We start from the raw sequence: 14,471 nt of genomic DNA on the forward strand, positions 1-14,471 counted from the left end.
CTTATTGGCTCTTGAGCTGACTGGCGGGGGCGATGTTACATGCGCGCCATGTTGGGTATAAACCGGCGCAGATACTGGCCAGTAATGACAAGGTGAGTGCGAGGCCAATCATAGTGGCATCTAAATTGGCCAGATCGTTAAGTACATCACCGTATAGTTGACGGATGCCCACCAACCCTAATAAGGCTAGCGCTAATCCCAATATGCCCCCGGCTATTCCAACCGCAGCAGTTTCAATTGTATATTGGATAAACAGATCACCTTTGGTTGCACCGACTGCTCTGCGCAAGCCTATTTCAGCTGATTTTGCACTGAATTTTGCTAACTGCAGACCGATAGTATTGAGTAAGCACACCAGTAGAAACATAAACGAGAGCCACATCATAATTTGCGCATCTTCGGCGACTACCTCTTGGTCGTCCATCCATTGCATCACATTTAATAAATGATTATTCATCGGGCGAGGAAAGCGACCAAGTGCTTTTTGGTCGTTAACATAGTTATTTAAAAACGTCAGGTAGTCTTGCTTGTCTTTTTCAGTCGGTAGTTCGACCCACATTTGAAAGTTAATACATTCTGATTGTAAAAATGCCGCGAAACCTTCGCCCTCCGGGGTTTTCCAACAGTTGGTGTTGCCCCAATTCGGGAGCTCTAATTCTTGTTTTAAATAAAACGGCATAAATAACTCTTCTGGCTCATCGAATGCCCCATTATTTACATCATAAAACTTAGGCAGTGGTTGCCAGGTATCTAACACCCCGATAACCCTAAATGACTTGCCGTCGATCACTATGTTATTGCCTACTGAATTTTGTCCCGCGAACACCTTGTCGTTGGTATTCTTGCTAAGCACAACCACCATTTGTCGATCATCATCGGCTTTTTTATCCCAACCGTTACCGTACTTAAATGGCACGTTAAACATGGGAAAAAAATCATTAAACGTTAGTCGTATGGAAGCTTCAAACGGATTTATATCTGAGTTTTGTGGCTCGATGATCGCTCCTGACTTTGCCATGGCGGTTTGTCTAAAGGCCTGTTGCGCGGCCATAAGGTTTGTTGCCTCAGTCCAAGTGAGCTGATTAGGCGGGGTATTAGGTTCATCATTAAAGCCATTGTTAGGATCCCAGCTATCGACTTGGACATGAAACAATTGGCCGCTTTTACTGGGAATGGGATCCGCAGACATCAGGTAATTCACCGTAATGGTGGTCATGCTAGCGCCAATTCCTAGTGCGATTGCAGCAATCATCAGACCGGTCAATATCGGATTACGCCTAAAGCTTTTAAATGCAAGTTTGAGATAATAATTAAACATGAAGTTTCCTTAACGACTCAGCGCTGCGACGGGGGATAAAGTAGATTCCGTGTCGTCCTCGAGTAACTCAGATGCATCGCCAGCATATTGATCGCTATGGGTTATTTCACTGACTTTGCCATCCCGTACATAGATATTGCGTTTTGCTTGCGCCGCCAGTTCAGTATCATGGGTTACCATGATAATCGTGGTGCCATTGGTGTTAATTTCTTTGAGTAATGACATGACGCTTTGCGCCATACTACTGTCTAGGTTCCCAGTTGGTTCATCTGCGAGTAAAAAGCGTGGCTCTCCTGCTAATGCTCTGGCAATCGCCACGCGTTGTTGTTGACCACCGGACAACTGTGCTGGCAAATGCCGCATGCGCTTGGCTAGCCCTACCATCTCTAGGCTTTGTTCAATACGCTTTTTTCGTTCTTGACGGTTAAAGCCGCGATAACGCAAAGGTACATCGACGTTATCAAATAGGTTTAGGTCAGGTATGAGGTTAAAACTTTGAAAAATGAAGCCAATTTTTTGATTACGTAGACGGCTTCTGGCCGTATCGTTTTGGTTACTTATATCCACACCGTCAAGCTCAAAACAACCTTCATCAAAGGTTTCCAAAAGGCCGGCTATATTCAAAAAAGTGGTTTTACCTGAGCCCGAAGGACCCGTAACGGCTACAAAATCTCCTTCATCTACCTGTAAATTGAACTCCCGTAATGCGTGTGTTTCGATGGAGTCGGTACGGTAAATCTTTTTTATGTTGGTCATATTTAACATAGTGTTTCCCTGTCTTTGAATGCTGCTTAATGAGCGCCACTTGGTCATGTTGTATAGCGTGGGTTGGCGCAGCTACCTGCTGATTCGGTTTATTGTGTTATAAGCACGGTTTGCGCATCATTAAATTGCTCAGTGCTTGAAATGATCACGTCTTGATTTGCGCGCAAACCAGATACGACCTCAACGCTGGAAAGGCTGCGAGCGCCTGTGGTGATATCGGTGCGTCTGGCAATGTTGCCCTCGACCACATAGGCAATACGCCCAGCGCCACTTTCCAAAAATTGTCCCCGGGACAGCATCAACACGTCCGGGCGTTTTTCCATTAAAATACGGGTCGTTAAACGTTGATTCTGACGTAGACCTTGAGGCTGGGATAGGGCCGTACCAGCCTCATCTTTAGTGGCAAAACGGACTCTTCCAGTGACCTGATTATTTTCAATTTCTGGTGAAATGGTCACCAGTATGGCTAAGTGATTTACACCATTGATGCCGACGATCGCAGGCATGTTTATCGCTAAGTCATCGGCATAGCTTTCTGGTATATCTACTTCGAGTTCAAATTCAGATAGGTCAACGACACTTAAAATAGCTTGGTTTTTCGCCACTTGATTTTTCTGCTCTGCGGCTAAGTTACCGACTATGCCATTAACGGGGGAACGTATATCTAGTTTGTCTACTTTACGGGATAAGTCGCTAACCATTAATGCTTGGCGCTTAACTAATAACTGCTTTGATTGCACTTCAAAGGCGAGACTCTCTTTGCTTAAGTCAGCGTCTTGCTGGGCATGACGGAAAACCAACTTGGCATTTTCCAATTCGTCTTGGGCTTTTTCGAAGTCTATTTGACTAATAGATTGTGTGCTGAATGCTTTGTCAGCACGGCGCTTCTCTCGCTGAGCAGCGATCAAGGCAACTTGAGCTAAATCCGCCGCTTTTTGATTTTCCAGCGCTTGTTTTTTTGATTGAATACGCTGACGGTCGAGCTCCATTTTTAGTTTTTGTAAACTCGATTCTTCTTGCTGTAGTTCATTGGTAAGCTCAGGGCTATCGACTTGGGCGATAACTTGGTCTTTTTGTACTGAATCGCCGGCATCAACTAACAGGTTTATGGTGCCTTGAGCTGGGCTATATAGGCGTGGACTAACGGCGGCAACAACACGCCCCTGTACTGACAAATCGCGAATAAGGTCGCCTCGTACAACCGTGCTTAAATGGATACGTTTGGCGGACACGCTGGTGTCTGATGATTGCCAACTACTGACTGCTGGTGCAATAGACCAATATAGCAGCAATATACAAGTGATAATGACTGCCCCTAGCCAATAAGGTCTATTACCTTTTTTAGGTGCTATTTTTATGTCTTGGGCGCTTGTGTCCGTGATGTTCTGTGTTGCCCGCTGACCAGTGTTTGGCGTGTCCATTACGATCCCCGATTGAATATGTGTTAATCAGGAAGTAAGTCGAGGGTAAGAGTAGAAAGGTTTAAATTAACTGAAAGTTATTTTTAATCAAGCCGACATCACGTCATCACGACATGATGCCAGCCTGATTATACTGAATGTCTAATGAGCGTTTGTGTTAGCTGGAACCGGAGACGGCGCAAGTGTTAGTGTTCTTTTACTGTCTTTGCGTGCAGGGTAGTTCTCGCTCACGTTTGGCCGAGCACATAACGACCAATAATCGTGAAAACCGCGCACAATACGTTGGAGTTCACAGAACGTAGTCGGTTTTACTATATAAGACGACGCGCCAAGCTCATAGGCTCTAGAAACCAAACTCTCGTCTAATCCGTTAGCAAAAATAACCACGGGGATCCGCCTTAATTCCGCTGATGATTTTAACCATTCAAGGGTGCTCAGTGCCGTAATAATAGGTGCACCTAGCTCAAGCAAAATGATGTTGGGAAGCGGGTATGAGTCGCGAGCTTGATAAATACCGTCACCGCGCAGATATTCCGCCAGCTGTACTGCGTCTTTTACGCAATACAAGTGACTGTGCATATTTGACTCGTAAAATGCTTCTTGCATCAATATCGTGTCATCTTCATCGCTATCAACCATTAAAAATGTCAATGTTTGGGCGGCTTTGCTTTTCATCTATACACCCTGGAAACGTAAACCAGCTTTCTGGTTTGAACGCACAAGGATAAACGGTTAATAGGGCAAAGCGGATCATAATATTTTTACGATAATTGAGATCCGCTGTGTCCTGACTAAAAGAAGGCCCGTAGGAGCACTCGATCCACTTAATGCAAACGCACATTAGCGGGCGTACTCATCAGCCCAAAGCCCGTTATTTTAATGGCCGAGGTTTAACAGAAAAATAGGTAGATTAAAGCACTACCTTGTCATGCTCACCCATTTCTCCGGGTTTTACTTTACCACCAAAGGTCAGATTAACCATGGCGCTAAAGTCGGGATCAGCATGCCATACCTCAGCATTCTTTAACTCAAAACGCATCATTTTGAGCGCAGGATCGCTGCGTCCCTCTTTGTACCAAGCTGCGACGTGTTTTGACCAATATTTATCTATGATATCTGAATTACTTTCTTCTATTAATGTGCCTGAAATACAGGCAAAAAGTGTATGATCTTTGCTGGAAAATTGAGCCATGGCTGCTCCGCCTTGAGCGCAGCGATTCGTTTGCTTTGTATAGAACCAAAACGCACTGTTGGCGTCTTTGTCTAATTGTGCATACATAGGTTCGCTATGCTCTTTAGAATCGTTTAAAGCTAGCATAACGATTGGGCTATGGGCCATGGCTTTCCACATTTGTTCGCGTAATTCGTGGGACATAATGTCCTCCTTGGGTCGATTGCAAACCGCGCAGCGCAAACTACTTTGCTGGCGAGTATTTAAGTACAGCAATTTTTCAATACTTAACAAGAGTTTTAGCATGGGTTATGCCAAACAAAATTTACCCATGGGCAATTAAACCAAAACGTAATATTGGCGCGCTCTGGGGGGAACCGAGCAGACAACAGTAAATGAAAAACGAAAAGCGTCGTTGTTGCCGAGCAGAAAATATTTCACGCTCGGTATCATTGTTACACGTTAGTTTTCTGTATTTTGGCGCTTATTAGGTGGCTTTTGCTGGGGACTTAAATTTAGCCGAACGCTTTACTCTACGTTTCAGGAAAATATATATGCCTGAGCCAACAAAGAACGCTGGCAGCAAGCTTAAAAATAACCAGATAAATTTAATGGGCAAGGCGATAAAACTTCCGATATGAAATGAATATTTAAAATTCCATACTCGGGTAGCCAATGAGGTCTGACTGGCATCGAAGCTATCGATTACGTCCCCTGTGTATGGGTTTGACCAGCTGTAACTATAAGCGTGACTCTCGGCAGGCATACGCATTCGAAGTTTGACAGGATCCTGCTCTGATTGGGGTAGATAGACTCGATACACCCAAGCATCGCTCAAAGCGGCTTCGGCTGACGCAACAGCCTTATCTAATCGATAGGTATGCAGGCGCGCGGCTTGTGAGGTTTTTTGTTGTTGCTCAATTAGCATGCTATGTGGAATGACTATTTGTTTGGGGGTTTGAATTTGGGACAGTGCCAATGTCTCCACTATCTGTTGGGTCGCATCTTTAAAATAAAATGCTAACCCACTGAATGAAATGAGGAAAAGTGGTATTAGGCTGTATACACCCAGTACGTTGTGTAACTGCATTAACCTGACTTTATTCTTGGCATTCCATTTTACTTTGAGGCGTTTTAAACGGTGTTTAGTCCTTACCCAAAGGTAAAACCCTAAGAGTAGCTCTATGCATAAGATTAAGGAGGCGAGGGGAGGAAGCAATGCAAGAGGACGTGCGTCGCCATCGGTGTAAAGTAACCAACGGTGCCAGGCCATCATAAAACCATAGAAGGTCTCGTCATATTGATAGCGCAACAATACCTCACCGCTATATTGATTGATGCTCACATAGCTACTATCAGCAAGGCGAATCTGCCATGCCCTAAAAGGTGATTCATGGTGTTCGATAAATACGATAGATGACGCTGAGGTTTGACTCAGGTGCTTTGTAATTTCACTTACAGGTAACGGCACAGATTGCTCAGAATTGCCTTTGCCGTAAGAAACAGACCAATACTGGGGATTTACCCAGGCTTGAATATCTTTGCCAAAAACTAAAAATGCTCCGGTGACACTCAGATTTACTAAGAAAAGCGCACTCGCTAGGGCAAGAATAAGGTGGACACGTCTAAGCCAAGTTTTCAATAGATTGCTCTGTAGGTCAGTGGAAAAAGTTAACAAACGGCCCATGTTAAAAAGGCGATTTTCAACAATGGGCAGGCGTTAATTGGCTCGTCTACCTAGAACTGATAAGACGCGCCGATATTGACCGTCATGCCTAAGCCTTTATGGTTGTAGCCATCATAGGTATAAACTTGTGAACGAGTGGGGTAGTAATCATTATTTAAGAGATTTTCAATGCCCATAAAGACTTGCCACTGATTGCCCAGATCATAACTGCCGTTTACATTGACTAAATGATAACTGTCCACAGGCCCTTGGTCGCCCACGTATGCGCCGTCAATTTGGTCAAAACGTTTACGGTCACCTACATATAAGTAGTTAAGCGCCAAACGTGCACCATCAGCGGGTTGCCAGTTTACATTGAAGGTGCCTTTTGGTGCGCCGATGTCTTTGCCGCCCAAATACACATCAAGCTCAGTATTTTTGCCTTCGACCCAGGAGTAGGTCGCAGAGATATCGAGGTTTGATTGCACTTGATATGTGGCTAAGGCTTCGTAGCCATAGATCTCTTGTGGTGCACGAACGGGCAGATAGATCCCAGTTTCAGAGTCAAACGAATTTGTCGTGCCCAGCTCAGAAGTGCTGCGATAAGCCGAAAACTCGAAACGGATCCGGTCAAACTTAGAGGTGAAGCCGATTTCGTAGTTGTCGATAATCGAGGCTTCGGTGCGAATAAGGGCAATATCAGTCACAGTAGCTGAGCGCAGTAAGCGGCCAGTATCTGAAATGTCAGCCCCTTGAGAATAACTAATGAACGGACTAAATGCGTCGCTCATGTTATAGCGTATCGCCGCATTGTAGGTGGTTGCTTGGTAATTTAGGGTGTCGCCCACCACGTCAAAGGCAACGGAACACTGATCCGCTGTGCGGCATAGGCGCAAGGTGCTAAAGTCATCTACTTTTAAATCGATATTTTCGTGACGAACGCCTGCTTTTAAAATTATGTTGTCGTGTAAAATCCATTTAGCTTGTACGAAGCCCGCGATATTTTCCATATCCATTTCAGGTACCCACACGCGGCCATCAACTAGCGGTTGAGACGTCACATCATTTAGGGCGTCAATCCCGTAAATCACAGTAGTATCGATATCTTGCCAGGTGAACTGACTATTAAACGTAGCACGAAGACCTTTCTTTTCTGACTCAATAATAGACTGGCCACCGTCAAAACCTTGTTCTGGATTGGCTAAATTGGTGGAGAAAAAGAACATATTTTCAATACGCTGGGCATACGCATCAATGACCAATTGGGTATGACTGAATATCTCGTCATCCGAGTATTTAAGCATGACGTTATGATTTTCTGGCCCTTGGGGTTCACCTAGGATAGATGCGCCGTTCTGAGACTCCACGGCATAGGTTTTGACCCCTGAATTGACATTACCGACAACATTTATTAAGTCAGTATCTTGTTTCGCTTTATAATAGTTGTAGGTGACTTGCAGGGCTTTTTCATCATCAAATTGATAGCCCAATTTGCTGAAATAATTTTGTGTATTGGTATCTGATAAGCCATAGGTAAGGCCAATAATATCTCCTTCGGCATCCCGTTGTACGCCATTTTCCTCGTAGCTTGCATTAAGTACATAGCTAAATTTATCAAGCTGACCGTTAATTCCACCATCGACCCGAGCGCCTAGAGTGTCGTCAAGTTTTACGCCGCTAAAGCGCGATGAAACGGTTACGTGGCCCGACAAGGGTTTATCGCTTGCTGCTTTCTTGGTGATGTAATTAATGATCCCGCCAGCCGCTCCGTTTCCGTAAACAGAGGTCGCACCTTTTATCACTTCGATTCTCTCTATTGTACTAGCATCCAAGCTACGTACACCCAAGGAACCGTTACGTAAAGGAGTGGATTGAGGTACACCGTCAATCATAATCAAAGGCGCTCGACCGCGTAAGGTTTGCCCAGAATTACTAGACGTACCCGTAGAAGGCGCAAGACCAGGCACGAGCGTTGATAATAGTGATTGTAACTCGCTGGTGACTTTGAGTTGGTCTTGTATCTGCTGCTGAGTGATGATGACGATAGATGCTGGCACTTCATCAATGCTTTCAACGATGCGGCTGCCGGTGATGATCATTCTTTCGAGATCATTATTATCAGTACTGATCTGATTTTGAGCGTGAAGATTGGCGCTGACAACGAGTGAGAGCAAGGTGAGTGAAGCATGCTGCATAGTATATCCGTTTGATTAGGTGTAAAAGTTCGAGAATGGTAATAAAAACAATTCTTATTTACAAATAATAATTGAACTTTTCTCACTAGCCGAACCAGCGAAGGGAATTGATTGGCAGGGAAATATAAGTATGACGTGCTGACATAAGACATGTTTACGGTGATATCCACAGGTTTTAGCAAGGGAATTGTGGGTACACCATAGGTGTTAAATGTTGTATTATCGCCGCCTAATTTTGCGCATAACGAAAATAATAATGCTTACACAAACCTTTTTGGCCCGTGCCATTAACCGGCCTAAACCTATGATATATGCAGCGCTTCTCGGGCTGAGTTCGAGCTTATTTATAGCGGGCTGTGCCACGAGTCATAATGAACTCGGGTCTATCGATACCCAGGTGATAGAACCTGTGGTCAGTACGGTGTATGAAACAAACGAGCTGCAAGACGCAGTTGATAAAGCCAATACTTTGGACACGCGTTCGACCTTAGTGGTTTTTGATATTGACGATACATTGCTGACCGCTACAGAGTTTTTTGGTAGCGATAAATGGTATGACTGGCAACGAGGCAGGGCACTTGATCTACAAGGTGCACCTGTGAACACCCGCGACAGTGAAAAAGTTAACTGCCTGTTTGATGTATTGGGCATGGTGTTCGAAATGGCCGTAAACCAACCAACCCAGACGAACATGGCTGATATTGTGCACAGTGTGAACAACGATGTGGTTATTTTAACGGCTCGCTCAGGGGCATATCGCTCGGCAACTATGCGAGAGTTGGAGCGTAATCAGTTGAATTTTAGCAATAAATCGTTGGCATTATCTGATATTGGATACCATTACGATTATACATTAGGTGGACGTACTGCTCAGGTAAGTTACGTAGATGGAGTTTTTATGGTGCAAGGTATGGACAAAGGCGTGATGCTTTTAGACTTACTTAAGCGCACAGGAGATGAATACGCATCAGTGGTGTTTGTCGATGATAAGCAACATAACATCGATAACATGGCGCACGCGCTAAAAGGAGCGGGCATTCACTTTTACGGTTATCACTACAATCGTATATCTAAAGCGGTGACCGATAGCGAAATTTCCCAGGCAAATGCGGCACGTACTGCACTGAATCAGTTACTTGCTGGGTATTTTGTGGACCGCGCTGAACACATCAACCAAGGTCAGTGTGATTATTAATTGCTGATGTAGCCATCTTCTATTATGACTTGTTAGTGCTCTGGGGCACTAACAAGCCGATGACGATACATTTTGCTTGGTTGCAGCCTTAATATTCCGTTGGCATTATATTTTCGCTGCCAATTCAGCCCCTTGCCTGATGGCACGCTTGGCATCTAACTCCACCGCCACATCCGCTCCGCCAATAACGTGTACAGGCACATTCAATGCTAATAAGCTCGCCTGCAATTCACGCAACGGCTCTTGCCCTGCACAGATTATGATGTTGTCAACTGCCAGTACGCGAGGCGTGTCTTTGATACTGATATGCAAACCTTGGTCATCAATTTTACGATACTCGACGCCGTTGAGCATATTCACCTTGTGTCTTGTCAGTGAGGCTCGGTGTACCCAACCTGACGTTTTGCCTAACCCTGCACCTACTTTGCTAGATTTACGCTGGAGTAAATAGACTTCTCGCTGGCAAATCGAAATTTTTGCTGTCGTTAACCCACCAGGATGAGCCATCTCTTTGTCGATCCCCCAATGATCTAGCCATTTATCGAGATGGGTGGTCAGTTGCTCGTGTTCAACTAAATATTCAGCGACGTCGAAGCCGATACCGCCAGCACCAATAAGCGCAACTTTGTTGCCCACCGGTTTGTGGTCGCGTAGTACATCTATGTAGCTCAAGACTTTTTTATGCTCAATACCGGGGATAGCCAATTGACGAGGTTTGATGCCGGTGGCCATGATGATTTCATCAAAGTCTTGTTGCTGAATAAGCTCTGCATCCACAGAGGTATTGAGGTGCAAATGAACCCCATTTACCTCAATCATACGTGCGTAGTAACGCAAGGTTTCATAAAACTCTTCTTTACCTGGAATTTGCTTGGCGTAGTTAAACTGACCGCCAATTTCATTGGCTTGCTCAAATAAATGTACTTGATGCCCGCGCTGTGCTGCATAAGTTGCAAAAGCTAATCCTGCTGGGCCGGCACCAATGACGGCCAATTTTTTTACGTTGACCACTGTGCTAAAAATTAATTCAGTTTCATAACAGGCTTGGGGATTAACCAAACAGCTGGCGCGCTTTTGGGCAAAGGCATGATCTAAGCAGGCTTGGTTACAGGCAATACAGGTATTGATTTGATCTGATTCATTACGCATGGCTTTAGCCACAAATTGTGAGTCTGCTAAAAAAGGCCGGGCCATGGATACCATATCCGCATGGCCATCCGCTAACACAGACTCGGCTACTTCTGGAGTATTAATGCGATTGGTGGTGATCAGCGGCAGTGATACTTCAGCTTTCATCTTTTGCGTGATCCAAGTGAAGGCTGCTCTTGGCACTGATGTCACTATGGTCGGTATGCGGGCTTCATGCCAGCCGATGCCTGTATTGATCAACGTTGCACCTGCTAGCTCAACGGCTTTGGCAAGATAAACGACTTCGTCCCATGGGGCGCCACCTTCGACTAAATCAAGCATAGATAAACGATAAATAATGATGAAATCAGTGCCTACTTTTTGCCGCGTTTGACGCACTATTTCAATAGCCAAGCGTGCTCGGTTTGCTAATGTGCCGCCCCATTCATCGTCTCTGTGATTGGTGCGTTGACAGAAGAACTGGTTAATGAGGTAGCCTTCTGAGCCCATGATTTCGATACCGTCATAGCCAGCTTCTTGGGCATACCCTGCACAGGACACATAATCCTTGATCGTCTTTTTGATCCCTCTAACCGACAATGCTTTGGGTTTAAAGGGGGCGATAGGGGCTTTCATCGCTGATGCTGATACGTTAAAGGGATGATAGCCGTAGCGACCAGAATGCAGTATTTGCATGCAAATTTTGCCACCTTCGCGATGAACTGCCTCGGTTATCACCTTGTGTTTTTTAGCATGACGGCTTGAGCTCATGCGTCCCGCGAATGGCGCGACCCAACCAGCAATGTTAGGGCTGATGCCACCGGTAACAATTAAACCTACGCCGCCTTTTGCACGTTCGCCGTAGAATGTGGCCAGTTTATCGAAGCCGCCTTTTTCTTCTTCTAGGCCTAAATGCATAGAGCCCATCAAGGTTCGGTTTTTCAAGGTGGTAAACCCAAGATCAAGTGGACTTAAAAGATGGGGGAAGGGGGCAGTCGTTGTCATTGGGTAAGCCTTATCATTGTTTTAGTTCAGAGTAAGGTGCTAATGAAACAAGCGCAAGTGAACCATCGGTTACTAGGGCAAGCCATCGCGAATTGCATTGACAGGGTGCTTATCAATATTGCACATTTAAATAAGGTTAAGGCATCAATCAATATATCTGAAAAACAGGACAGTCAATGAATAAGAGAATAATAGCTGCGTTACAACTTGGCTCATCTGTAGACGGAACTGCTGCAACGTTAGCGCGCATCGTGAGTTTTAAACAGGCTATTCAAGACAGCCATTGCGATTTATTGGTGTTACCTGAAGCGCTCTTAGGCGGGTATCCAAAAGGCTCGGATTTTGGCACGCGGGTCGGGTATCGTACTGAGCAAGGCCGTGAAGAATACTTAGCTTACTTCCAGCAAGCCATTGAAATCGACGGTCCTGAAGTCCAAGCGCTCACTGAATTAGCAATCATGTGTAATACGTCTATCGTGATAGGCATAATCGAACGCGGGGGGAGTACGCTTTATTGTACTGCATTATTTATCACCCAAAATGGTGAGGTGAATAAACACAGAAAATTGATGCCAACCGCCAGCGAACGCCTGATCTGGGGATTGGGTGATGGCTCAACCATTCCTGTTGTGGACACCACCGCTGGGCGAGTAGGCGCGGCTATTTGCTGGGAAAATTATATGCCTTTGCTACGCAGCACTATGTACGCTAAAGGCATGGATATTTGGTGTGCGCCGACTGTAGACGACCGAGATATATGGCAAGCGAGTATGCGTCATATTGCCTATGAAGGGCGTAATTTTCTAGTCAGCGCATGTCAATACATGGGCCCACCACAGGCTGGTGATATGCCGGACCATATTTGGCCAGCGGATAAACCGCTTATTCGTGGCGGTAGCGTTATTGTCTCACCCATGGGCTGCATATTAGCTGGGCCACTTTACAATGAAGAGGGCTTAATCAGCGCCGTAATTGATTTAGATGACATTGTAAAAGCGCGTTACGACTTGGATCCCGCTGGGCATTATTCTCGACCAGACGTATTCAAATTAACAGTTGATGAAGAACCAAGACCAGCTTATAAAACCCAGTGATAAGATGGCGATCTATGTTGTTTTAAGCAAAGTACAGTAACGTGTTAGTAAAGGCTGTTTTCTCTCATTTTTAAGGGCTATTAGCTTAATATTGGCTGTTTTAAAGCGTTACAAAACTTGTCAAAAATGAACCTTTTTCCATGTCAGGGTCTGTGTTCATAACGACCTTTTTTCGAGTCTGTGATGTGTTTAGTTTATTTGGCGATAGGGATGTATTTCACTGCCAAAGGAAACCCCGTTACATGACGAATTCGACTTTATTAGCACTTTGGACCCTATGCATTTTGATCCTATTTTACCGGCCGTAGTCGGCACTACCTTTATTGGTTTAATTTTTGCCCTTGTTTTTCGACATTTTAAATTACCTTTAGTCCTTGCTTATATATTGACCGGGCTCATTGTGGGTCCCCAGTGCTTAAGTTTGATAAACAATATCGATGTTATCGAGACTATGGGTTCGTTGGGTGTCATTTTATTATTGTTTTTCATTGGTATGGAGGTCAGCCCTGACAAATTGCGTCATAGTTGGCGTATTTCTATCGGCAGTACCGGGTTACAGATAGTATTAAGTTTGCTCAGCATGTTTGCAATCGGCAGTTTGTTGAATTGGTCTGCAGAGCGCATCGTGTTACTTGGCTTTGTACTCAGTTTAAGCAGTACCGCTGTGGTACTCAAACTCATGCAAGACAAGAATGAGTTGCACAGTGAACAAGGCCAGCATGTACTGGGTATTTTAGTGGTTCAGGACTTGGCAGTGATACCCATGGTCATTGTTATTGGGATCATGGATGAAACGGGTGTGCAGTCCAATGTTATTGCTATGCAAGTCATTGCGGGTATCGTTGTGTTATTGCTGGTGCGATGGCTGCTTAATCAAGCATACATCGAATTTCGGTGGTTAAATAAACTCAAGGTGAATCACGAGTTACAAGTGATTGGCGCTTTGTTATGCTGTTTCGGTTTGAGCTTACTGTCAGGGCTAATGCATTTATCCACGGCATTAGGTGCTTTCGTTGGCGGCATGCTGGTGGCCAAAATGAAAGACTCTCTTTGGATCCGAACCAGTTTAGAAGCGTTTCATGTGGTCTTTATTGCTATATTTTTTATGTCGATAGGCATGCTGTTAAATATACATTTTATACTGCAAAACAGTGGATTACTTACTGTGCTGTTACTCATGGTACTGGTGGGAAATACGCTTATCGCGACCGTCACATTGAGAGCCTTGAAGGTGAGTTGGGCTAAGAGTGTGTATGCAGCCGCTATGCTCGCTCAAGTGGGGGAGTTCAGTTTTATTTTGGCTACGTTAGGGCGTCAGTCAAAGCTTATTAGTGATTATGGTTATCATATGACGGTTGCTGTAATTGCCCTCAGTTTATTCGCCAGTCCATTTTGGGTAGCATTAGCGCGAAAGATTTTACCGACAAACACTGTCTCTACTGAGTAGATATCACGTAAGAATATGATACAGGGTCAACTTCCATTAAAGACGTTTTTGCGTGCACACTCAGCG

The 14,471-nt window shown here is 44.8% G+C and carries 11 protein-coding genes; 3 read left to right on the top strand and 8 right to left on the bottom strand.

The window, feature by feature from the left end:
- Position 1: 1 nt before the first annotated feature.
- The 7 genes from GPLA_RS08450 to GPLA_RS08480 all read right to left on the bottom strand — a co-directional run bounded on the left by GPLA_RS08450 (position 2) and on the right by GPLA_RS08480 (position 8,536).
- Positions 2–1,318 carry an ABC transporter permease gene (locus GPLA_RS08450; RefSeq protein ID WP_007104450.1) on the bottom strand — a complete coding sequence of 439 codons (1,317 nt, stop codon included), beginning with the start codon at positions 1,316–1,318 and terminating at the stop codon, positions 2–4.
- Between the two features lie 9 nt (positions 1,319–1,327).
- Positions 1,328–2,083 (bottom strand): ABC transporter ATP-binding protein, encoded by a 756-nt coding sequence (locus tag GPLA_RS08455; RefSeq protein ID WP_007104451.1) that lies wholly within the window; start codon positions 2,081–2,083, stop codon positions 1,328–1,330.
- Positions 2,084–2,172: 89 nt separating this feature from the next.
- Entirely contained in the window at positions 2,173–3,504 is a 1,332-nt protein-coding gene (locus GPLA_RS08460) for an efflux RND transporter periplasmic adaptor subunit (RefSeq protein WP_007104452.1), read from the bottom strand.
- 141 nt (positions 3,505–3,645) lie between these two features.
- On the bottom strand, positions 3,646–4,179 hold the full coding sequence (locus tag GPLA_RS08465) for a response regulator (protein WP_007104453.1): 534 nt from the start codon (positions 4,177–4,179) through the stop codon (positions 3,646–3,648).
- Positions 4,180–4,414: 235 nt separating this feature from the next.
- Positions 4,415–4,879 (bottom strand): pyridoxamine 5'-phosphate oxidase family protein, encoded by a 465-nt coding sequence (locus GPLA_RS08470; RefSeq protein ID WP_007104454.1) that lies wholly within the window; start codon positions 4,877–4,879, stop codon positions 4,415–4,417.
- A 283-nt stretch (positions 4,880–5,162) separates the two neighbouring features.
- Positions 5,163–6,317 carry a PepSY-associated TM helix domain-containing protein gene (locus GPLA_RS08475; protein WP_040514258.1) on the bottom strand — a complete coding sequence of 385 codons (1,155 nt, stop codon included), beginning with the start codon at positions 6,315–6,317 and terminating at the stop codon, positions 5,163–5,165.
- 95 nt (positions 6,318–6,412) lie between these two features.
- On the bottom strand, positions 6,413–8,536 hold the full coding sequence (locus GPLA_RS08480; RefSeq protein ID WP_007104457.1) for a TonB-dependent receptor: 2,124 nt from the start codon (positions 8,534–8,536) through the stop codon (positions 6,413–6,415).
- 256 nt (positions 8,537–8,792) lie between these two features.
- Here GPLA_RS08480 and GPLA_RS08485 point away from each other — a divergent pair, with 256 nt between their 5' ends.
- Entirely contained in the window at positions 8,793–9,731 is a 939-nt protein-coding gene (locus GPLA_RS08485) for a DUF2608 domain-containing protein (protein WP_153810547.1), read from the top strand.
- 105 nt (positions 9,732–9,836) lie between these two features.
- On the opposite strand, the gene GPLA_RS08490 is transcribed toward GPLA_RS08485, so the two are convergent.
- The gene (locus GPLA_RS08490; protein WP_007104459.1) at positions 9,837–11,864 is read right to left on the bottom strand and encodes an NADPH-dependent 2,4-dienoyl-CoA reductase; all 2,028 of its coding nucleotides are present in this window, start codon (positions 11,862–11,864) and stop codon (positions 9,837–9,839) included.
- A gap of 176 nt (positions 11,865–12,040) precedes the next feature.
- Between GPLA_RS08490 and GPLA_RS08495 the strand changes: the two genes are divergently transcribed.
- Together GPLA_RS08495 and GPLA_RS08500 are read left to right on the top strand one after the other, a co-directional pair.
- Complete coding sequence (locus tag GPLA_RS08495) at positions 12,041–12,958, top strand: carbon-nitrogen hydrolase family protein (protein ID WP_007104461.1); 918 nt, start codon at positions 12,041–12,043, stop codon at positions 12,956–12,958.
- 277 nt (positions 12,959–13,235) lie between these two features.
- Positions 13,236–14,405 carry a cation:proton antiporter gene (locus tag GPLA_RS08500; protein WP_007104462.1) on the top strand — a complete coding sequence of 390 codons (1,170 nt, stop codon included), beginning with the start codon at positions 13,236–13,238 and terminating at the stop codon, positions 14,403–14,405.
- Positions 14,406–14,471: the final 66 nt, after the last annotated feature.

Origin of the sequence: Paraglaciecola polaris LMG 21857 (assembly GCF_000315055.1) — a bacterium.
Lineage (GTDB): Bacteria > Pseudomonadota > Gammaproteobacteria > Enterobacterales > Alteromonadaceae > Paraglaciecola > Paraglaciecola polaris.